The organism is Desulforhopalus glucosivorans, from assembly GCF_054397165.1.
In genome coordinates, this window is the sequence record NZ_AP044854.1 from 702574 (window position 1) to 722766 (window position 20193).

At 45.3% G+C, this 20193-nt stretch carries 20 protein-coding genes; 17 read left to right on the forward strand and 3 right to left on the reverse strand.

Features of this window, described 5'->3' with window-relative positions:
• The first annotated feature begins 109 nt into the window (after window positions 1–109).
• From ACX6CI_RS03040 to ACX6CI_RS03060, 5 genes are all read left to right on the forward strand, one after another.
• The gene (locus ACX6CI_RS03040; RefSeq protein ID WP_458776704.1) at window positions 110–367 is read left to right on the forward strand and encodes an acyl carrier protein; all 258 of its coding nucleotides are present in this window, start codon (window positions 110–112) and stop codon (window positions 365–367) included.
• Window positions 368–385: 18 nt separating this feature from the next.
• A complete protein-coding gene (locus tag ACX6CI_RS03045; RefSeq protein WP_458776705.1) occupies window positions 386–1633 on the forward strand; it encodes a beta-ketoacyl synthase N-terminal-like domain-containing protein in 1248 nt (415 codons plus the stop codon).
• 220 nt (window positions 1634–1853) lie between these two features.
• Window positions 1854–2399: a lysophospholipid acyltransferase family protein gene (locus tag ACX6CI_RS03050; RefSeq protein ID WP_458776706.1), complete on the forward strand. Its 546-nt coding sequence runs from the start codon at window positions 1854–1856 to the stop codon at window positions 2397–2399.
• Window positions 2396–3886 carry a B12-binding domain-containing radical SAM protein gene (locus tag ACX6CI_RS03055; RefSeq protein WP_458776707.1) on the forward strand — a complete coding sequence of 497 codons (1491 nt, stop codon included), beginning with the start codon at window positions 2396–2398 and terminating at the stop codon, window positions 3884–3886. Before ACX6CI_RS03050 ends, ACX6CI_RS03055 begins: the two co-directional genes overlap by 4 nt.
• A 66-nt stretch (window positions 3887–3952) precedes the next feature.
• Complete coding sequence (locus tag ACX6CI_RS03060) at window positions 3953–4990, forward strand: radical SAM protein (protein ID WP_458776708.1); 1038 nt, start codon at window positions 3953–3955, stop codon at window positions 4988–4990.
• Between the two features lie 27 nt (window positions 4991–5017).
• Here the strand turns inward: ACX6CI_RS03060 and ACX6CI_RS03065 are convergent, their stop codons facing one another.
• Window positions 5018–6205, reverse strand: coding sequence for a hypothetical protein (locus ACX6CI_RS03065; protein WP_458776709.1), 1188 nt, complete (start codon window positions 6203–6205; stop codon window positions 5018–5020).
• Window positions 6206–6223: 18 nt separating this feature from the next.
• Window positions 6224–6895, reverse strand: a complete 672-nt coding sequence (locus tag ACX6CI_RS03070) for a class I SAM-dependent methyltransferase (RefSeq protein ID WP_458776710.1) — start codon at window positions 6893–6895, stop codon at window positions 6224–6226.
• Window positions 6896–7291: 396 nt separating this feature from the next.
• On the opposite strand from ACX6CI_RS03070, the gene ACX6CI_RS03075 reads away from it, so the two are divergent.
• The 8 genes from ACX6CI_RS03075 to ACX6CI_RS03110 all read left to right on the forward strand — a co-directional run bounded on the left by ACX6CI_RS03075 (window position 7292) and on the right by ACX6CI_RS03110 (window position 13982).
• On the forward strand, window positions 7292–7651 hold the full coding sequence (locus ACX6CI_RS03075) for an ApeI family dehydratase (RefSeq protein ID WP_458776711.1): 360 nt from the start codon (window positions 7292–7294) through the stop codon (window positions 7649–7651).
• Between the two features lie 12 nt (window positions 7652–7663).
• On the forward strand, window positions 7664–7927 hold the full coding sequence (locus ACX6CI_RS03080; RefSeq protein ID WP_458776712.1) for an acyl carrier protein: 264 nt from the start codon (window positions 7664–7666) through the stop codon (window positions 7925–7927).
• Window positions 7928–8980 carry a radical SAM protein gene (locus tag ACX6CI_RS03085; RefSeq protein WP_458776713.1) on the forward strand — a complete coding sequence of 351 codons (1053 nt, stop codon included), beginning with the start codon at window positions 7928–7930 and terminating at the stop codon, window positions 8978–8980. It abuts the gene before it with no gap.
• A gap of 120 nt (window positions 8981–9100) precedes the next feature.
• On the forward strand, window positions 9101–10099 hold the full coding sequence (locus ACX6CI_RS03090; protein ID WP_458776714.1) for a radical SAM protein: 999 nt from the start codon (window positions 9101–9103) through the stop codon (window positions 10097–10099).
• A 6-nt stretch (window positions 10100–10105) separates the two neighbouring features.
• Window positions 10106–11359 (forward strand): beta-ketoacyl-[acyl-carrier-protein] synthase family protein, encoded by a 1254-nt coding sequence (locus ACX6CI_RS03095; RefSeq protein WP_458776715.1) that lies wholly within the window; start codon window positions 10106–10108, stop codon window positions 11357–11359.
• Window positions 11360–11425: 66 nt separating this feature from the next.
• Window positions 11426–12691, forward strand: a complete 1266-nt coding sequence (locus ACX6CI_RS03100; RefSeq protein ID WP_458776716.1) for a beta-ketoacyl-[acyl-carrier-protein] synthase family protein — start codon at window positions 11426–11428, stop codon at window positions 12689–12691.
• Window positions 12691–13167, forward strand: a complete 477-nt coding sequence (locus ACX6CI_RS03105) for an acyl-CoA thioesterase (RefSeq protein WP_458776717.1) — start codon at window positions 12691–12693, stop codon at window positions 13165–13167. The genes ACX6CI_RS03100 and ACX6CI_RS03105 overlap by 1 nt, the downstream gene beginning before the upstream one ends.
• Window positions 13167–13982, forward strand: a complete 816-nt coding sequence (locus tag ACX6CI_RS03110) for a polyketide synthase dehydratase domain-containing protein (RefSeq protein WP_458776718.1) — start codon at window positions 13167–13169, stop codon at window positions 13980–13982. Before ACX6CI_RS03105 ends, ACX6CI_RS03110 begins: the two co-directional genes overlap by 1 nt.
• A gap of 184 nt (window positions 13983–14166) precedes the next feature.
• Here the strand turns inward: ACX6CI_RS03110 and ACX6CI_RS03115 are convergent, their stop codons facing one another.
• Window positions 14167–14532, reverse strand: a complete 366-nt coding sequence (locus ACX6CI_RS03115) for a hypothetical protein (RefSeq protein ID WP_458776719.1) — start codon at window positions 14530–14532, stop codon at window positions 14167–14169.
• Between the two features lie 224 nt (window positions 14533–14756).
• Here ACX6CI_RS03115 and ACX6CI_RS03120 point away from each other — a divergent pair, with 224 nt between their 5' ends.
• From ACX6CI_RS03120 to ACX6CI_RS03135, 4 genes are all read left to right on the forward strand, one after another.
• Entirely contained in the window at window positions 14757–15476 is a 720-nt protein-coding gene (locus tag ACX6CI_RS03120) for a glycosyltransferase family 25 protein (protein WP_458776720.1), read from the forward strand.
• 8 nt (window positions 15477–15484) lie between these two features.
• Window positions 15485–18553 (forward strand): methyltransferase domain-containing protein, encoded by a 3069-nt coding sequence (locus ACX6CI_RS03125; RefSeq protein WP_458776721.1) that lies wholly within the window; start codon window positions 15485–15487, stop codon window positions 18551–18553.
• A gap of 1 nt (window position 18554) precedes the next feature.
• On the forward strand, window positions 18555–19346 hold the full coding sequence (locus ACX6CI_RS03130) for a polysaccharide deacetylase family protein (protein WP_458776722.1): 792 nt from the start codon (window positions 18555–18557) through the stop codon (window positions 19344–19346).
• 195 nt (window positions 19347–19541) lie between these two features.
• Complete coding sequence (locus ACX6CI_RS03135) at window positions 19542–20189, forward strand: acyloxyacyl hydrolase (protein WP_458776723.1); 648 nt, start codon at window positions 19542–19544, stop codon at window positions 20187–20189.
• The last annotated feature ends 4 nt before the right edge of the window (window positions 20190–20193 follow it).

The window sequence follows — 20193 nt, forward strand, 5'->3', positions numbered from 1 at the left end:
CGGTCACACATAAAGATATTATAGATGGTGTTGTAAAAACTTTCCCGCTTCGTCTTCACCACACTATCACTATTACATTATAAAGAACAATTCCCCAATACAGCTCATTATGACTAGAGATGAATTAAAAGATAAAATTATATCTATCCTTGTTGATGATTTTGAATTTGAAGCCCCTGGGCTTGAAGATAATCTTCGGGATGACCATGGGTTTGATAGTATTGATGCCATTGAACTGCTTGGGAAGATTGAGCTTATACTCGGCTACTCCATTTCCAGAGAAGAAAAGGAAAAAGCCATGGGTATCAGGACGATCAATGATATTCTAGACTATGTGGAAGCAATACAAGAATCACACACCAAATAATTCGGCCGGTCTCACTCCATGAATAGACGCGTTGTTATTACTGCCTGCTCGGCCATCACACCTATTGGCTACGACAAAAACGATATAATAGACAGCCTCAAAACCGGGAAGTCCGGTGTAGGGGTCCTGCGTGATGACGGGTTACTGTCAAAGCATATCCATTCCCGGGTATTTGGAACGGTAGATTATCCCATTGAGTTTGATTTCACTCGGCAGTATCGAAAAACCATGGGGCCTGTGGCGTATTATGCCTGTCAGGTGGCAAAGGATGTGTTGGCAAGTTCCGGGATGAGCCAGGAATTTATTACCTCTGGCCGTCTGGGGGTCGCCTTTGGCTCCACCCACGGTAGCCCAACGGTCCAGCGTGAAATTTATAAGACATTTTTTAGTGATCTTGAATCAAAATTTTCTTCTATCGGTGCGGTGGATTACCTGCGTTCCATGGTCCACACAACAGCGGTGAACATAAGCCGAATGTTTGGCATCACCGGGCGAATCATTGCCTCATCCACCGCCTGTACGACCAGCAGTCAGTCCATAGGCTATGGGTATGAATCAATTAAATACGGTATGCAGGATGCTATGATTTGCGGCGGGGCGGATGAATACGATACCACCACCGTGGCAGTCTTTGATAACCTGCTTGCCTGTTCTGTGAAGTATAACGAAACTCCGGATTGTACCCCTCGCCCCTTTGATGCCAATAGAGATGGTCTGGTAGTGGGCGAGGGTGGTGGAGCTGTTCTTCTCGAGGAGTATGAAACAGCCAAAAAACGAGGAGCAGAAATTCTGGGAGAGGTTATCGGCTTTGCCTGTAACAATAACGGTGGAGACCTTATCCTGCCAAATCTCGATGGGATAACAACAACTCTGCGCCTTGCCCTAGACGATGCGGGAATTAAACCGGATGATGTTGATTTTGTTAGTGCCCATGCCACTGCAACAAAGATGGGTGACGTTATAGAGGGGCAGGCCATTGGTGCGGTGTACGGTAAAGGACCGCTTGTTACCGGGCTGAAAAGCTATATGGGACACACCATGGGGACCTGTGGGGTGATTGAGACGATTTTAACCCTTTATATGATGGAACAGGGTTTTATTGCTCCTACTCTCAATCTCGACAATGTCGACGAGCGCTGCAATATGCTGCGACATACGCGTGAGTTAACAGAAGCAGAGACTAAAATTGCAGCCATCCAAAATTTCGCCTTTGGCGGAGTCAACACCTGTTTGCTTATAAAAAATGGTAGAGATGCAGTCCAGTAACAGCTCTTTTCGTCGTTTTCTTTCCCAGTGTATTGATTGCATTGTCACCCTTGTCTGCTGGACTTGGTTTATCTTTGGTTTCATCCTTTTCTTCTCCTGGTTTTATCTGGGAGCGGCTCTCTTTTGTAAAAATGCTGAGTTGGTTTTTCAGAGATTAAACAGTTACTTCTATCAAATATTCTTCTTAATAGTCAGAGCTACTGCTCCTCGGCAGCGAGTTATGATTGATGAAAAAATTGCTGATATCAGGTCTTCTGTTATCGTCTGTAACCACCTCTCCTATCTTGATCCATTACTACTCATTGCTCTTTTCAGGCGACAGAAGACAATCGTGAAATCGCGTTTTTTTGGTATGCCGGTGTTCGGTTGGATTATTGCAAAGTCTGGTTATCTGCCCGCCTCAAGTGAGGGGAGATTTGCACGTATGATGATAGACCAGATGGAGACTATGAAGTCGTATCTTGATGCTGGAGGAAACTTTTTTATTTTTCCAGAAGGAACGAGGAGTCGTGACGGTAAAATGGGCAAACTGAATAAAGGTGCGTTTAAAATTGCACGGATGAACAGGGTGCCAATTTATGTTCTGGAAATCAGCAATACTGATAGATTATTTACCCCAGGTAAATTTTTCTTTAATACCAGACTGCATAATAGTATCAGCGTAAATATTATAGATTGTATCCAGCCCGATTATGAAGGTAAACAACCAACGGCCGCGGAGCTTGAAAACCAGGTAAGGCAGGCTTTTAGCCAGAGGCAAAGATGAAAGTTCTTTTGATTTCAATGCCGGATGTAGTGCCTGTCATTGTTCACGAGGCAGCAGTTCATCTGCCAAATCACGGCATAGCCAGTATCGCAGGTAACATTGATGAGGAACATGATGTTGTCCTTATTGACCTGGTTCGGAAACGTCGTTCGATTAAAAAATACCTTAGCAAGGTGATTGGCAAGATCCAGCCCGATCTTGTTGGTCTTTCCTCCATGGCCTGGCAGTTTGATACCTGCATCAAAATTGCCCACCTGATTAAAGAACTCCTTCCCGGTGTCAAAATTGTTGTTGGCGGGTATCACGCTACCTTGATGTTTGAAGAGACTGCCGTTTCGGAGGACGCCCAGTGGATCGATTTTATGATCAGGGGAGAAGGGGAGGAATCTTTTCGTCGTCTGGTTAATTGTTTGGCGGGTAATGACACCTTGGCTGAGATCCCATCACTCTCGTATAAGCAGGATGGGCACTTCGTTCATAATCGGTTGGGCGAAAACCTTGACCTGAGTACATTGAAACTGCCGGTCCGTGATAAACGAAGACTTACCTGGGGGTATCATCTGTTCAACTCTAAAATTGAACTTATTGAGACTTCCCGTGGCTGTACTCGCACCTGTAACTTCTGTTCGATGAAACACATGTATGGGCGAACCTTCAGGAGTTATCCCATAAGCCGTGTCTTGGCCGATATTGACGACATTTATTATAAGCGGAAAACTCGCTATATATTCATTACCGATGATAATATGGTGTTGAGTCCCCATAGGGTCATTGAGTTGTGTGATGCCATCATCGCTCAAAAATATGACGGCCTTCGTCTGATGGTTCAGGCGGATTGTATGTCCATGGCCAAAAATGAAGAGATGGTCGCTAAGATGGCCGAAGCAGGTTTTTGTTCCGTTTTTCTTGGTATTGAAAATGTGTCGAAGAAGAACTTGAATTCTGCTGACAAAGGTGATTCAGGGGCTTTTGCAAAAAAGGCTGTGGAAAATTGCCACAAGTACGACATGATGGTGATCGGTGGTCTTATTTTCGGTTTTCCTGAAGATGATGAGGCATCGATTAAAGAAAATTATGAGTTCTTTACAGATGTACAGGCGGATGCCGCCTACTGTCAGGTCCTGACTCCCTACCCAAAAACCGGTATGCGCCAGAATCTCCTTGATCAAGATTTGATAACCAATCGGACAGATTATAAAAGATATAATGGTCTGTGGGCGAATGTGCGAACGAACTATTTAGATTCGGAGCAGCTCCAGTATCAATTTTGGTATCAGCGGCAAGTGGTACTGGGGTGGTGGAATCCACCCGCTGAAGTGAACAAGATTGGTTGGGTATGGGTGTCCATCTGGCGTTTTCTCTTTAAACCTTTTTTGAAACTTCGTTATAAGCGGGTTATGAAAAAATATGGTTGGCAGGGTCGCTACGAAAAAGAAATGCTACGTTGGGAAAATATGAACAAGTTTAATGATCTTGATGGATATTGATGGTGTGGTTATACTTTTTCACTGTTTCACACGTTAGTTTTTTAGAATTTTTTATTATTGAGAGTAATGCAAATATATAATCTTGAATTTACAGAGCAGGAAGTTCGCGATGCCGTTGCGGCTGGAAAGCTGTTATCCATGGAAATCGAATTCAGCCGGGTCTGTAATTTTCGCTGTTCCTATTGCTATGTCGATGAAAAAATTGAATGTGACAAGGAGCTTTCAAGAGACGAAATTAAGGATGTTATCCTCCAGGCAAAAGCTATGGGGGCCAGGAAGATTATCATTTTAGGGGGAGAACCTTCTATTTATCCCCATCTTGTTGAGATGTTACTGTTTCTCAGTAAAGAGGGGCTTGAAATAGAGATGTTCACTAATGGCTCTGGGATTGATACAGCTCTTGCGACTGTGCTGGCCCGTGAAAAGGTGCGGATTGCCTTAAAAATGAATTCGCGGGATGAGCAAATTCAGGATCAGTTAGCTGGAAAAACAGGCGCTTTTAACATGATTAAGAAGGCGCTTTCAGCATTGAAAGCTGCAGGCTATCCTTCAGAGGAGTTATTTCTCGCCATTAGTACAGTTATCTGCCAGCAAAATATAAAAGAATTACCCGCTCTTTGGCAGTGGCTGCGTGAAGAGAATATTGAGCCATTTTTTGAAGTTCTTACTCCCCAGGCCCATGCGAGCGAAAATAGCTGGCTTGGCGTTTCCCCCATGGAGTTGAAGGATCTTTTCACCAGGCTTTCAAAAATTGATCAGGAACAATTTGGTCGTCATTGGGAACCGCAACCACCACTGGTTGGCAATAAGTGTATGCGCCATCAGGTGTCCTGTGTGGTGACTGCAACAGGTGATGTGATGCCATGTGTCGGGGTTACCATTCCGCTTGATAATATTCGTCGCACCGGCCTGGAATCTATTTTGAAAAATAGTGAGGTTGTCAATAATCTAAAGAATTTTAGAGAGACGATTAAAGGAGAGTGTCGCAGTTGTGAAAAAGCGGCAGAGTGTTATGGCTGTAGAGGTGCTGCGTATCAGCTTACTGGCGATTATCTCGCCTCAGATCCTACCTGTTGGCGAAATGCTGAGATAAAAGACAGATGATGATAGCTGTTGATGGAAATGATCAGGTTACACGGTCAGTGAATCGTCAAGTAATGTGCTGATGTCTGCTGCAAGAATATCCGCCTCATCTTGGTCATAGCGTACGGCTCTTTTTGCATATCTGTGGCAGTGGCGACAATTCTCGCAGAAGGTCTCCGCGCAATTGATTGTCCCAAAGCCGTCTAGAAAATCGGATAACTCAGCATTGTCAATGTGGATATCCAAGGCGAGGAGGCGACGTCGTAGTTTAAGCATACGCAACATTAACTGCCGTTCCTTTTTGTTGTAGTGCCGCATCCGCTCAGGAATCTGGTTTTCTATATCACTATGAAAACCAGCGGGGTCCCCAAGCATTTCCAGTGAGAGTATGTCCAGTAGGTTTCCGTCATAGCTCCGGTTTGCGTAGGCTTTTGTAGCACGCAACAGCCAGGCTGTTGAGCGGGAACGATCAATAATCTTGAATTCATCAAAGCCCAAATCTTCGTATTGCTGCAGATCTTCAGGGCGAATCCAGCGACTCATCAGAAATAGCTCCGGATGGAGTAGGCGCCGACGGGTGCATTGCCAGAGATAGATATCAAGAAACGATTTCGGGCCCTGATTGTTTTTGGCTAATTGAGATGCGTGGCCAACACTGTTGGCGTGCTCTCCGAGGTAGTGGCAGTTGTAGATGCATGAGACATTGACAAAGAGTTGCATGTTACATGAGAGGCCTGAACGAATCTTAGGTAACATGTTAAAGTCACGGTTGAACTCGCTGTATGGAATGATCAGCGGGTCAACGCCCAGAGCCTCCTGATATTTCAGGCGCGATAGATTTGTTGGCCAGCTGAGGACGCTGCCGCGAATAGCAAGACCAGGGAAATTACGACGAACCAAAGCTACCAGAGATAGATTTGCAATTGAGACGCTGTCAACCTCCATATCAACCAGTTGGCCGATCATGGAGAGTATCTGTTGCTGGCCTTCTTCGTTCTGTTCCAAATTCCCCAGGCAGGGAGCATTGATAAGGTAGCAAAATGATAGGCCACGTTGATGGGCCAAATCTATATATGAGGCAGCAAAGTCCAAGTCAACAGATGGTATGACAAGCCCTGCACGTCCTCCACCAACGACGTCAAAGGGGAGTTTGGCATAGATCGATGTGACTTCTGGGATTTCGCCAAGGCCGTCCAGTAACTCAAGATCCCAATTCGCAGCAACGCTCAGTTTCATTCTGTTACCCCTTTTGAATCAGTCTACGTATCCATATGCCGCAAATTGGAACGTGGTTGTCATACTTAAGTGTATGTTTTCAGCAAGGTTGGCTTGTTCCAGTTGGGTTTTGACCTCATCCAGGGTGTAAGCACCGAGCAGTGAGAGCAGCATGTCGTGTCGAAGTAGTGATGGTGCATTGGGCATGTATTGATCAACCAGGTGCTGGGCTTTTTCTTTACTTGTCGGCCGCACAAGGTCAACAATGAGGATTGCTCCCCCTGGAAGACAGTAGGTATGGATGGCGTCCCACAAAATCATGGGGTCCGTTAGGTGGTGTAGAAAGCTATTGGAAATAATTGTTTTGTACTTGTCCTGTGGGAGTGGGAGTTTGTCTGGTAGATTACCGAGGAAAAAATGTATTTGCTTTTCCAGACCTTCCCGCAGTGCGGCTTGTTGTCCCTGTGCCAACATCTGGGGAGCTCCGTCTACACAATGTATCTGACAGTTATGAAAAAGTTTGGCAAGGCGCATGGGGATAGCGGCAGGACCACAGCCAAGATCGAGAATTGCGTCTTCTGGTACCTGGTGAGGAAAATATTTGCGGAACAGTTGTTCAAAGAGCCAATACGCATTATCCAGATCTCTCCCAGCGTAGGCTGCCGCCTGCTTTGGGTCGTTCATCAGTGCTGGTTCAGGAACTCTCTTCATGCTGTGGTTTTCCTGCTATAAATGTGACCGTTTACTTTTTATAGACTCTATCGTCTCGAAATTATACACTATCAATGGAGTGACTACCTCAAAAAACATTACAAATGTCGGCTTGTCGTGGATGTGTTGAACGCAGTATGAGAGAAAGGTATGCTCGAATACGAGCAATGTAGTGTGCCCTGCGGGTTGTATTGTCTTGAACGAATAATTACTGTTTTCATTCAGTCACAGAGCTTTTAGTTAACGTAGATTTTGCAAAAATAATCTGTTTTTTTCTTCGGATTCACTATTGTGTATTGCTGGTCTTAGTGGTATAAATTTTTCCTTGTAATTGATTACTAGATATACATAGGTGTTGACTGGGAAGAAGGGTTCTTCTTCTGTCTGATCTTGGAGTTGAGGCAGGTTTATCGACTTGTTGATATAATAATGAAAGAAGGTGAAATGGTTGCCTCTGTTGCAACTGATGACAAATCCCCTTGGTTCTCCGGACATTTTCCTGATAATCCAATTTTACCTGGAATTGCTCAGTTGAAGATGGTTGCCGATCTTATTTCCAGGTCCTCAGAACGGGATATGTATTTGGCGGGTGTTACTCGAGTCAAATTTAGAAAAATTGTCAAGCCCGGTGAGGTGCTTGATATTCATGTCACCTCAGGAAATAAGCAAGATCAATATATATTTAAAATTACCAGCGGTGAGGACGATGTATGTTCCGGCTGGATGTTTTTCACTTTAAACGAAATAGAAAAGTAAAATAACGAATTCATGAGCAACCATAGCCAAACCATTACTCGAATAGCTGAAATAATCATCGACGAGCTTAAACTTGAAGATGTTACCGCCGCCACCTTTGATGCTGACCTTGATTTGGTGAATGAGGTGGGTATCGATTCCATGGACATGGCAACTGTAGCCCTGTTTCTAAGAGATGAATACGAGATACAGATCGATGAAGATGATTATCCCAAGTTGACCACTGTTCGTATCATTGCCGAGTATATAGACGATAAACGTAACAATCGCGAATAGATGTCTGTTCAGACAAAATATAAATTCTCTGATATCATAGCCGATCCGGTTATAGGCGAACGTTGGGAAAAGGTTCGACGCTATTTTTTCCTGCGCGAATCAACCTATGACATGAGTAACCGCTGTAATATTCGTTGTGATGGATGTTACTACTTCGTTGGCGAAAAGCAGTTTGCCGAAGAAAATAAAAGCGAAGAAGATTGGCGACAGCTTTTTCTCTCAGAAAAAGAGCGTGGGATAACCTTTGTTGTGCTTGCCGGTGCCGAGCCTTCTCTGGTGCCAGAGTTGTGTGCTGCCTGCTACGATGTTATTCCATTGGGGGCCATAGCCACAAATGGACTCATCCCGATTCCCCGAGAGATAGATTACCGTATTCATATCTCAATCTGGGGTAATGATCAAACCAGTCTGGCGGTTCGAAAGGCCCCGGATATGCTGGTTCGCCAGATGAAAAATTATCAGGATGATCCGAGAGCTGTGTTTGTCTACACGTTTACTCCGTTCAATATTGATGATGCACGGGAAGTAACCAGGATTCTTGCAGATAATGGTCAGCAAATCACCTTTAATATGTTTTCAGCACCAATTGGTTATGATGGATCTCTTCGTCATACAGCTGAGTCATTGAAGAAGACCGGGGAGATGATGAGTGAATTGTTGCGTGACTATCCCAAGACTGTTCTCTTCTCACCCTATAATATCGTTGCCCATACAAGCAATAAGGGACTGCATGATCTGTTTTCCTGCACCTATCCGAGGATGAACCCATCTACTGATATCGGGCTTGGCAGGTCGTTCAGGCAGTATCGGACTGATCTTCAATGGGACCGTGATGCAGCCTGTTGTGTGCCGGATACCGATTGTGATGACTGCAGACATTATGCAGCAGGAAGTGCCGTTGTAACAGCCAGGATGTTTAGACATGCCACCGATCCTGTGACCTTTTCTGCCTGGCTCGATTATGCGGACACTTATCTTGCCGTCTGGGTTAGAGGTTATGAGAAGGGGCAGAATCTCTGTGATAGTTTTGTTAATCCGCCTGAAAAAGAATAGTGTTGTATTGTGCAAGGTTGTTTGTATCCTCTCATAACATAGAACGCACCGTCCAATAAATTTGAAAGTACAGTCAGGTACTCATCCTGACCTTTCCCGTTTCCTAGGGGTAGTAATATTATGATAACTGTTAGTTCCCTCCTTGATGACCACTGGTATGAGCGTTATACAAAAATCTCAAAGCTCAATATCCGCAGCTCCATCTATGATGTGACAGATCGCTGCAACCTGCGTTGTCAGGGCTGTTTTTTCTTTTCATCCGGTGAACATGAGGTAGCGTCAGAAGAAAAGGACGTTAATAAGTGGCATGCCTTTGTTGAAAAGGAGATGGCCCGTGGGGTGAATCTGGCGATACTTATTGGCGGAGAACCAACACTCTGCCTCGACCGGGTAGAGGCCTTTTACAAACGAATGCCTTCGTTTTGTGCCACCAATGGTTTGATTAAGGTTCCAAGAGATCGCTTCCCGGATATGATGGTTGGTATCTCCCTCTGGGGAGACGCGGAAGATGAAACGATTCTACGTGGCAAAGACACCTTTAAGATCTCAAGTGCCAATTACGAGGGAGATCCCCACGCCTACTATCTGTATACCATTACCCCTAAGCAACTGGGCAAGACAGAGAAAATCATCCAAAAGATTAAAAATGTTGGGCTTAAGGTTCAGATGCAGCTCCTGTCCAATGACGAAGATGTCGATGGTTTTTCCTGGCAGCCTGAGGAACTTATCGCTATTCGGGCAGAAATGGATGATATGCTGGATAAGTACCCAGAGACGGTTATTTCCTGTAAGTATTACCATGAGGTGATCACCACCGGGAAAATGCTAGGCCGACCTTTTGGTTGGATGGAATGTCCCTCTGTTACTGAACCGATCGATAAAAGAAATCCCCGACCCAGGCGGTTGACCAATTTTATTCGCTGGTCTTCTGATCTTGAGACCATGCACCGTTGTTGTACCTCTGAAACCCGCGACTGCAGTACCTGTAAGGACGGCGCTGCCCATATGAGCTGGGTTATGGTCAATAAACGGGCGCATATCAAAACGACCAAGGACCTGCAGAATTGGATTGAGGTCTATGAAATGTTTGCAAAACTCTATCAATTTATCCCCTGGTAATAGAATATGGGAGGAAAAGATGCGGTCATCGTCGGCTATGATGCAATTTCTCCCCTGGGAAGTGATCTTGGAGAGCAGTGGCAACAGGCCCTTGCAGGGAAAAGTGGCATTGGTCCATTAACTCGTTTTTCGCTTCCTGATAAATTTCCAGTTCATATTGCAGGTCAGGCTCCTGAGATTGAGGGTAAGGAGTATCCTTTCCTGTCCGCGAGGCACCAGGCAGCCTGGACATCTCCTGTCTTCAAGTATTCCATGCTATCGGTAGCTAGAGCCCTAAAAAACAGTGGGGTCGAGATAACGCCGGACATTGGTTTACGAACGGCTGTGACCTATAGCTCGGCCATTGGTGGACTGGATGCAGTGTTAAACGCTGATCGTAAACTTCAGGCCGAGAATAAACTGCCGCTACCCTATGTTAATCCCAACTCATGTATCAATATGGTTGGTGGCAAGGTGGCTATTCAGACCGGGGCGCGTGGGCCAATTACCTCAACCATTAGTGCTTGCGCCACTGGCCTTACATCGATGATCATGGGCGCCATGTTTCTAGCCCAGAACCGGGCTGATGTGGCAATTTGCGGTGCTGTTGATTTTGCCCTGGTTGAGCCCATAGTTGCTGGATTTTACACTATGAACGGGGTTTACAGTCCCCAAAAAGGGCGGGAAAGTGAGCCACCGCAGATGGCGAGCAGACCTTTTTCTGCTGATCGGCGTGGTTTTGTCATCTCTGAGGGGGCCGGGGCAGTCATTATGACCACCAGGGACTTTGCTGAGGTCCATGGCTTACGCTATAAGAGTGCACTTGCTGGCTGGGGTATGACTTCAGATGCTCACCATTTTGTTGCTCCCTATTTGGATACTGTTAAAAAATGTATGCTTGATGCGATCAGTGATGCGTCGCTTACCACGGGAGATATAGCTGCAGTAAATGCTCACGCTGCATCAACCAAGGTGGGTGATAAGGTAGAGTATGACGCACTCAAGTCCGTTTTTGGGGAAGCTCTGCCACCTGTATGTGCCAATAAATCGCTTATAGGCCATGCCATGGGGGCATCCAGTGTTATTGAATCAATTTTTGCTCTGCGAGGCATGGAAGAGGGTGTTGTTCCACCGACTATTAATTACACACCTGATCCGGAAATTGAAATCGATTGTGTAACAGAGGGGAAACGGACTCTTGAACAGGAATTTGTTCTGAAAAATTCGTTTGGTTTTGGTGGCTGTAATGCGTGTGCTGTATTCCAAAAGTGTGATGAGTAACAGTATTGAATTTAATAATTTTTTAAGTTTTGACTACTGAATAGTCCCAAATTTAACTAAAATTCTATGAAGGCACCTCTAAACAGAAAGGTCATGGTTGTTGGCTATGATGCTGCAACGCCACTTGGCAACGATTTTTCCTCGACCTGGCAAGGGGCTGTAGATGGCCGCGCAGGTTTTCGTAAGCTCACTCGTTGCGAGACCAAAAGCCGAAGTAATGTTGTCGGTGAAATCCCTGACTGGGACCCAAGTTCGTTTTCCTACGTCAACCGTAAAGAGGCCTCTTTATGGAACGCTGATTTTGTCTTTCTCACCATGGAAGTGTGTAGAAGGGCACTGCTTAATGCTGGTCTTGAAATGAATGCAGAGACAGGGCCCAGAACAGGTTGTCTGATAGGTTCTGCCTTAAACGGGACTGACTCCTACCGTATAGCTGTTGATAACTATGTTAATAAGGGGCCACTAAAGGTCAGCCCCTATCTTCTGCCCAATGTCTGTGCCAATCTTCCCGGTGGTAAGGCGGGGATGATGCTGGGCTTTACCGGACCTATCTTTTCCCCCCAGGGAGCTTGTGCTTCGGGTAATCATGCCATAGCTATTGCGGCTAAAATGATACGGGACGGAGACTGTGATTTTATTCTTGCCGGTGGTGTTGATACATGTTTGGTCCCTGAGATTATCCAGGGCTTTTCAAATATGCAGGCCACCATCAAGATTAGCCCTAAAGATCGTGCAGCCGAAGATCCTAGACTGGCTTCACGGCCGTTTAGCATAGACCGGCGAGGGTTTGTACTCTCAGAGGGTGCTGGTGTTTTAGTTCTTGCCGCTGAAGAGGCAGCAGAATCACTTGGTTTGACAGCAAAAGCAGAAGTCGCAGGCATCGGCTGGAACTCGGACGCTGAGCATTTTACAAGGCCCAACAGTACGACAATTATCCGGGCCATGCACGATGCGATAGATGATGCCGAAATTAGCCCTCTTGATATTGGCGCGGTTAATGCCCACGGCACTTCAACGCCCACAGGTGATGGTACTGAAGTCGAGTGTCTGCGGAGTGTCTTTGGCAAAAATGTATCAAAGATACCTGTATCATCAAATAAATCCCAGGTTGGTCATTCTCTTGGTGCCTCTGCTGCCATAGAGGCAGCTCTTGCAATAGAGGCCATGGGACAGGGCATTGTCCTGCCCACAGTTAATCATATCCCTGATCCTGCTTTTAGTGATCTGGATGTGGTCCCCAATACAACTCGCAAACATGCACATGAATTTGTACTCTCCAACTCTTTTGGTTTTGGTGGAACGAATTGCTGCGTCGTCTTTAAAGGATTATAATGCGACCAAAACCTTTTAAACCCGAAGTTCAGGATGAACCCTGTTTTGTCAAAGACACAAACACTGGTCTCATCTGGCATAGATGTGAACTGCGCACCCTCTATGTTGACACCGATCGTTCAGAGGTTGTTTATCACGCCAACTACTTGAAATATTTTGAGTTTGGTAGGGCAGAGCTGATGCGTAACGCCAACTATCCCTATAAGAAAATTGAGGAAAGTGGCTATGTCTATCCCATTATCAAAACAGAGCTCAGCTATTTCTCACCGCTCTTTTATGATGACCTGATGTATATCTATACGCGGCCCGGTAAGCTTGAGATGGTCAAACTTCAGTTTGAGTATCTGATCACAAGGGCAGATAACGGTGAAACCTGTTGTACAGGTTTTACCAGGCACTGTGCTGTTAACGGTAAAGGTATTCCAGTGGAGATTGATCAAAAGACCATCAACCTCTGGCAAGAATTTCCCCGTTGATGAGTGACCGGCGTCTTCCTCTCACAATTCCTGTGAAACCCTGGTTTAAGGATCACTGCTTTGCAGGTAGTATTGTTCTGCCCGCAGTGGAGAGCATGCTTCTACTTGCCGCTAAGGCCCATACTGTACATCCGGAAGTGGATATCAGGGTCATGGAAAATGTTCGCTTTGCAAAGTTTCTGGAAATTCCCCCAGAACGCAGCACAGTGGATAGCCTCGTTGAGTGTGATAAGATATCTGGTGATCGCCTGCAGGTTACCTTGCTCAGCCGAACAGTTTTCAAGGCAATGAGTAGGATTAAAGAGCACGGTACTATAGAGTTTTCCTCTACGCGTATCCAGAACCTGCATGTTTCAAATATAGATCTTACCCGTCCGGAAAAGGCCGAGACTGAGGTTGCGGCGAATTATCTGTACAGTGAACTTGTTCCCTTTGGCCCTCACTATCAGACCCTTCATAATATTCTTTATCTGTCGGGGGATGAGGCGTGGGGACGGTTGAAATCTCCAGAGCTTACCTGCGACCCTATCCAGGAAATTATCGGTTCGCCATTTCCTCTGGATGGCGCGTTCCATGCAGCCTGTGTTCTCGGACAACAATCGGTGAATTTTATTCCCTTTCCAGTGGGATTTGACAAACGGGTCATTGTACGACCGACACAGCCTGGGTGCTATTATCAGACGAGGGTCAAAAAAGTAATGCAGACAGATACTGAGCTGATTTTTGATCTCGTTATTGCAGGCGATGATGGCCAGGTGTATGAAACAGTGACAGGATTGCGCATGAGAGATGTCAGTGGGGCAATAAGGAAATGATGGACTCGTAAAAAGCTCGATCTACTTCGTTATAGGTTTTAATCGACGATCCGGTGTACTATGCGTGCTATTGAATCATCGATTAAGACACTACGCCTCGTATAGCGCGCGTTTTTCAGAGCCTATCTCTACTCACTGCGTCTGTGTATGAAGCCATCAAACAACAGTAATTTGATACTTTCTCTTACCGGTGTGCCCAGACAAGAGCTTTCTCCACTGAAACTTTAGTGAGCCAGCGCAGGAAGATAAGAGAGTACTTTGCACCGGAAAGATACATGCCGAAGAGAAAAACAAGGTGGGATAAGCCGTAGGTGAAGGGGCCACCGACTGCGACGATCCAAGGGTTGTGTAGTTTGACAGCGAGAATTCCGAGTGCTGTAATAGCTGGCCAACCAAGGACAAAGCTAAAACCAATAGCAAAAACTCCGAGGAGAACCACAGCCGTAGGTTTTTCTTTAAAGGCAGAAAGATCGGCCTGGTCTGCTATTGCAGAGCGGACGTAGTCTAACTCACTAATTTTAAGTATATTCTTTTTTATTGTTTCTGTCATGGTACAAAGAAAAGTGGATCAAAGCATCCAGGCTACTACGCAGTATTGCCGGTAAATTCAAAAATATACCACAAAAGCAGAGTAAACAACAGGCGATGTTCCAGCCTTGGTTAATCCTCAGAAAAATGTAGGCTAGAGTCATTTGAGAACCACGACTACCAGTTTTTGTGACCATCAGCAATTATAAATTCGCATAACCGATACAGACGAGTAACGTGAACCAATTGCAATCGAGTCAAATTGATAGCTGGGCTTTTTTTGACAGGATTTATTGTATATCTCTTGAATCTCGCCCGGATAGAAAAGAGCAGGCGATACAACAGTTTGAAGCTGTGGGGCTGTTGTCTCGGGTTGAATTTATTATTGTTGAAAAACACCCTGTTAATCAGGAAAAGGGTATCTTCCTGTCCCACATGACCTGTCTGGAAATGGGACTAAAAGATAATGCCAACCGAATTCTTGTATTTGAAGATGATGTTTTCTTTGATTGTTTTGATACGAACGTACTAGATAATGGCTGTCGCAGCCTTGATTCTGGTGGTGATTGGGATGCATTTTTTCTCGGCTGCATAAGTGATGGCAGCAGAAAGGACGAAAAGACGAATCTAGCCCAAATAGCCTACCGTTGTCTGGCCCATGCATATGCCTTGAACGCACCATTTGCCAAAGTCATTGTCGAACAACCCTGGGACGGCACTCCTTTTGATGAACTTATACGGCGGCAGAGTAAATCCTCCTATGCACTCTATCCCATGTGCGCTTTTCAGGGTCGTGCAAGTTCTGATAACCAGACTGTTATAATAGATCGTATGCGTAGAATGTTAGGTGGACTTCCATTTATTCAAAAGGCGAACGAATTCTATCAGAATCGTAAAACGATTTTGCGGGTGGTTACGATTGGTATTGTAATGGCTCTTGTTACTCTTTTGACCCTTAGTTTGTGATACAAACCATGATCAACTACCGACTTCTTATAACCGTTTCTTTTCTGATTCTTGTGTTAGGCGCAGTAGGTATTATGCGCCTTGATATTGATACCGATGTGGCCCGTTCTTTACCCTCTGGTGAAAAGGTCATTGCTGACGGTCTGGATATTTTTGAGCATCATCCTGTGCACGATCAAATTGCTGTGGATATTTCCCTTGATGGTGAAGATCCAGATACCTTGGTCGAAATAGGGGGAATGCTAGAAAAAGAATTGGAGGAGAGTGGACTATTTGCCCAGGTTGGTACTGAGGAAATCGGTGAGCTGATTCCACAATTGGCCTTCCATGCAGCGCGCAATTTGCCAATGCTGTTTTCAAAAGATGAATTAGAACAACATGCCGAGCCACTCTTGGACGGGCAGATGATTCAAAATCGTCTTGAGAAACTGTACCAGGATTTGAGCAGTATGGAAGGAATAGGACAGGCTGAGTTTATCAACCTGGATCCCCTTGGCTTAAAAGATCTGGTCCTTGCCAAAATGGCGCCGCTGGCACCATCGCTGAATTCCAAATTTTACCAGGGTCGTCTTCTCTCTGCCGACAGTCGTCATCTATTGGTGGTTGCAAGACCTCTGGCAACAGGCACCGATACCGGGTCTGCACGCAACATCTCTGAGCTTCTAGCTACGAGCTTTAATACACTTACCGAAAAATATAGTTCTTCAGGCCACAAAGTTACCTTTACTCCGGTGGGGGCGTACCGCGCTGCTCTTGATAACGAGAATATAATTCGGCATGATGTCCAGCTCGCTCTTATTCTTGCAACTGTAGCCATTGGCCTGCTCCTCCTTTTTGCCTTTCCAAGACCACTGCTTGGGTTGTTATCGCTGGTGCCAGCCCTTGCCGGAACAGGGACTGCTCTCTTTGTCTACTCTCTTTTTCACCCATCTATTTCCATTATGGTGTTGGGCTTTGGTGGGGCGATAATTTCCATCACCGTGGATCATGGAATTACCTATCTGCTCTTTTTGGATCGTGATCGCAAGACCTTAGGAAAGGAGGCTTCCCACGAGGTATATGCCATCGGTGTTATGGCGGTTGTTACCTCAATTGGCGCTTTTTTGATTTTGAGTACAAGTGGGTTTCTCATTTTCACAGAACTGGGTCAGTTTACCGCACTTGGTATTCTCTTTGCCTTTCTCTTTGTTCATTCGATTTTCCCAAAGATCTTTCCTGTCATGCCTCCTGGCAGTAGCCGCACACTACCGCTTCGTGGTGTGGTCAATCGTCTGTACAGCACCGGTAAGCCTGGTGCTTATGCTGCTGCCATGCTGGCCGTTGGGCTGCTCTTTTTTGCAAAACCAGAGTTTGAAGTAAGTCTCAGTAGTATGAATACGGTGAGTGAGGAAACTCTTGCAGCCGATGACCTGTTCACCAAGGTGTGGGGCAATATTGGTAACCGTGTTTTCTTGATGAACTCTGCAGAGACCATAGCAGGTATTCAGATAGCTAATGACCAGATTTTAGAAAAAATCGAGCAAGATATCGACAGGGAGGTCTTGTCTGCGGCTTTTGTGCCATCAATGATCTTTCCCGGCCAAGTTAGAGCCAATGAAAATGTAGCCGCCTGGAAAGATTTCTGGGGTAGTGGTAGAGGAGAAAAACTACAAGCAGAACTGGTGAGAGCAGGGGCAGAACGAGGATTCACACCTGAGGCATTTACAGAGTTTTTCTCTCTGCTGGGTCCTTCTTATAGTGCTAAGAGTTGGGAAATTCCGCTGGCTTTCCGGAGCTTACTTGGAATCTCAGAAAAAGAGTCTGGTCTGATCCAGTTTATTACCGTTCAGCCCGGTAAAAATTACGATGGATCAGGTTTTTATAGTCGGTATGGTGATGAAGATAAAATTTTTGATGCAGATTATTTCACAAAAAGACTTGCTGATATTCTATTTTCTACCTTTACCTCCATGCTGCTGATCATTGCGGCAAGCGTTGTGGTACTCACATTTTGTTTCTACCTCAATATTCAGCTGACCCTTTTGACATTGCTTCCGCCTTTTTTTGCCTATATCTGCACCTTGGGAACCCTGAAACTAATTGGTCATCCCCTCGATATCCCCGCACTTATGCTCTCTGTTGTAATACTTGGGATGGGTGTTGACTACTCAATCTTTTGTGTGCGCGCCCATCAACGTTATCGTGATATTAATCACCCTTCCTATGTCCTTGTGCGTGTTGCCATTTTTATGGCAGGCGCTTCCACTCTGATTGGCTTTGGAGTGCTTGCTGTTGCAGAACATTCTTTATTACGAAGCATAGGTATCACTTCTTTACTGGGCATTGGGTATTCTCTGCTTGGAACATTTTTGTTACTTCCCCCGCTGTTAAATAACTATATAGCCCGTGAAAATAACAGAGCAGACCGGAAAGATAAGAAAAGCACTATAGAGCGGACTCGTAATCGTTTTCGAGCGATGGAACCGTATCCACGGATGTTTGCACGTTTTAAGATACAGTATGACCCGATGTTTAGTGATCTGCATCGCATGCTGAAGGGTGTTGGTAAAAATTCAACTATTATTGATATCGGTTGCGGTTATGGTGTTCCGGCCTGTTGGTGCCTCGAACAATACCCTGAGTCAAAGGTGTACGGCATCGACCCTAATCCCGAAAGGGTAAGGGTGGCTGGACTTGCCATTGGCGAGCGGGGTGGGGCCACCGTTGGCTGGGCCCCTGAAATGCCGGAGGTTCCAGGCGCTGCTGATGCTGTACTACTTCTTGATATGATACACTATCTCGACGATGAGACGGTGGCTGATGTATTTGAAAAAAGTTTTCAGGCTCTTGGCGAGGGCGGCGTTTTGGTTACAAGGTTTGTACTTCCACCGTCTGATAAACCATCATGGTCCTGGCATTTGGAGGATAAACGAATAAAGCTATCCGGTGGGGCTGTCTATTATCGTTCTGCTGATACAATAGCAGAGTTCATTGAAAAAGCAGGGTTTGAAGTCATCCTAAACGAAGTTTCAACTTCTAATTCAGAATTAGTCTGGATGGTCAGCCGGGTGGGTAAAGAGGCAACTCGTGTGGGGTAATATGCGTAAGACACCTTTTACTCTTGGGGAGAAAATTGGAACTGCTGCATTTTTATTGGCTGTGCTGTTCTCTTTTGTCGCGCCTTTACTCGCAGTGCTGCCTCTTATAGTTTTTCTTGTCTTTTCATTCGTGGCACCTTTTTTCCCTGGTATGAGTTTTTATCTGCCAATAATCAGCCGAGGGAGTGCAGGAGTTAAAGAAATCGCTTTAACTTTTGATGATGGTCCATCACCGCTCTCCACCCCCGTCTTACTTACATTACTTGCTCGTCACAACCTCCATGCTACATTTTTCGTGATAGGTGAAAAAGCGGCTCAATATCCTGAACTGATCAAGACTATTCTTGATCATGGTCATACCATAGGCAATCACTCCTGGAGCCATGACTATTTTCTGATGTTACGGAGTCAAAAGAAAATAGAGCAGGAGATCCATCAAAGTCAGGAGTTATTTCGACAATTCGGTGTGAAACCACTTCTTTTCAGGCCACCTGTGGGTATCACCGGGTCGCGTTTGGCTAGAGTATTGACAGAAGAAGGGCTGATAACGGTAAATTTTAGTTGCCGTGCCCTTGACAGGGGGAACCGAAATATTCAGGACCTTGCCCGAAAAATCCTGAGTCGAATTGAACCTGGAGCAATAATAATGCTCCATGATCTTCCACCATATGAGAGAACATTAGAGGATCACTGGGAAAAAGAATTAGATTGTCTTTTTACCGCATTGAAAAAGAAATATTCTATTGCTCCACTGGAGGCTTTAATTGAGCGTCCAGTAATGATGGTTGTATAGCAAATCCGCTATATGCTTGCAAATCAGAGCTCTTTTCAGTATAAAAGTGTTTCCACTGACGGGGGGTGAGTGGGTACGCATCGTAGCATCTTATTCCAAAATAATTGTTACATATTTAAGGAAAACTAGAGATGTTTTTTCATAGCAGGACCTCTAGCCAACAAGATGTCTTTCCCGTTTAGCGAGCTTAGAAATATGGCACTACAGATAGAATTTAATCATAAAAGTACTCCAGCTACAATATATCAAAATATAGGTTGCCGCACTATTGCTGGTCTGTTTGTTCTTGGTATTATTCTCAGCTTTTCTTCTTTTGAAGCCCGTTGTGCTGATGTAGTGGGACTTGAAACAGCACAAGATAATTGGGCTGTGATTGGTGGCTATGGTCAGAGTATTCCCGGCTGGGGAGAGACAAGCCAACGAGTTGAAACCGTAGATCTTATTCCACGTTATAATCACCATCTTATCGATAACATCGGGTCGAGCTGGTACCGGGGCTATCACTCTTTATTACTGGAACTTCCACTCTCCATAACTACCAGTCCAGATGTCTCAAGTATGGTTGGTGCTAATTTTCTGGCAGCGTATACATTTACAGCTGATCAGGTGTGGCAGCCATATCTGTTTGGTGGCGGTGGACCTGTTTACAGCTTTGCAGATATCCCGGAAATGGGTGCCGAACTCAATGGAAATTACCAATTTGGGATAGGCCTTAAGCATTCCCTGGACGAGCTGCATAAACTGCTCTTTGAAGTGCGATATCATCATATTTCCAATGCTGGAACTAAAGAGCCTAATGATCCACTCAATTCAGCAAAAATATTGATAGGGGTGACCTTTTAAGAAC

What these genes read in the sequence shown, in the direction of transcription:
- ACX6CI_RS03130 (WP_458776722.1), top strand. Translation starts at nt 18,555, where the DNA reads ATGCGTAAGACACCTTTTACTCTTGGGGAGAAAATTGGAACTGCTGCA.
- ACX6CI_RS03085 (WP_458776713.1), top strand. Translation starts at nt 7,928, where the DNA reads ATGTCTGTTCAGACAAAATATAAATTCTCTGATATCATAGCCGATCCG.
- ACX6CI_RS03070 (WP_458776710.1), bottom strand. Translation starts at nt 6,895, where the DNA reads ATGAAGAGAGTTCCTGAACCAGCACTGATGAACGACCCAAAGCAGGCG.
- ACX6CI_RS03045 (WP_458776705.1), top strand. Translation starts at nt 386, where the DNA reads ATGAATAGACGCGTTGTTATTACTGCCTGCTCGGCCATCACACCTATT.
- ACX6CI_RS03110 (WP_458776718.1), top strand. Translation starts at nt 13,167, where the DNA reads ATGAGTGACCGGCGTCTTCCTCTCACAATTCCTGTGAAACCCTGGTTT.
- ACX6CI_RS03040 (WP_458776704.1), top strand. Translation starts at nt 110, where the DNA reads ATGACTAGAGATGAATTAAAAGATAAAATTATATCTATCCTTGTTGAT.
- ACX6CI_RS03065 (WP_458776709.1), bottom strand. Translation starts at nt 6,205, where the DNA reads ATGAAACTGAGCGTTGCTGCGAATTGGGATCTTGAGTTACTGGACGGC.
- ACX6CI_RS03115 (WP_458776719.1), bottom strand. Translation starts at nt 14,532, where the DNA reads ATGACAGAAACAATAAAAAAGAATATACTTAAAATTAGTGAGTTAGAC.
- ACX6CI_RS03090 (WP_458776714.1), top strand. Translation starts at nt 9,101, where the DNA reads ATGATAACTGTTAGTTCCCTCCTTGATGACCACTGGTATGAGCGTTAT.
- ACX6CI_RS03080 (WP_458776712.1), top strand. Translation starts at nt 7,664, where the DNA reads ATGAGCAACCATAGCCAAACCATTACTCGAATAGCTGAAATAATCATC.
- ACX6CI_RS03135 (WP_458776723.1), top strand. Translation starts at nt 19,542, where the DNA reads ATGGCACTACAGATAGAATTTAATCATAAAAGTACTCCAGCTACAATA.
- ACX6CI_RS03050 (WP_458776706.1), top strand. Translation starts at nt 1,854, where the DNA reads ATGATTGATGAAAAAATTGCTGATATCAGGTCTTCTGTTATCGTCTGT.
- ACX6CI_RS03095 (WP_458776715.1), top strand. Translation starts at nt 10,106, where the DNA reads ATGGGAGGAAAAGATGCGGTCATCGTCGGCTATGATGCAATTTCTCCC.
- ACX6CI_RS03125 (WP_458776721.1), top strand. Translation starts at nt 15,485, where the DNA reads ATGATCAACTACCGACTTCTTATAACCGTTTCTTTTCTGATTCTTGTG.
- ACX6CI_RS03100 (WP_458776716.1), top strand. Translation starts at nt 11,426, where the DNA reads ATGAAGGCACCTCTAAACAGAAAGGTCATGGTTGTTGGCTATGATGCT.
- ACX6CI_RS03055 (WP_458776707.1), top strand. Translation starts at nt 2,396, where the DNA reads ATGAAAGTTCTTTTGATTTCAATGCCGGATGTAGTGCCTGTCATTGTT.
- ACX6CI_RS03060 (WP_458776708.1), top strand. Translation starts at nt 3,953, where the DNA reads ATGCAAATATATAATCTTGAATTTACAGAGCAGGAAGTTCGCGATGCC.
- ACX6CI_RS03105 (WP_458776717.1), top strand. Translation starts at nt 12,691, where the DNA reads ATGCGACCAAAACCTTTTAAACCCGAAGTTCAGGATGAACCCTGTTTT.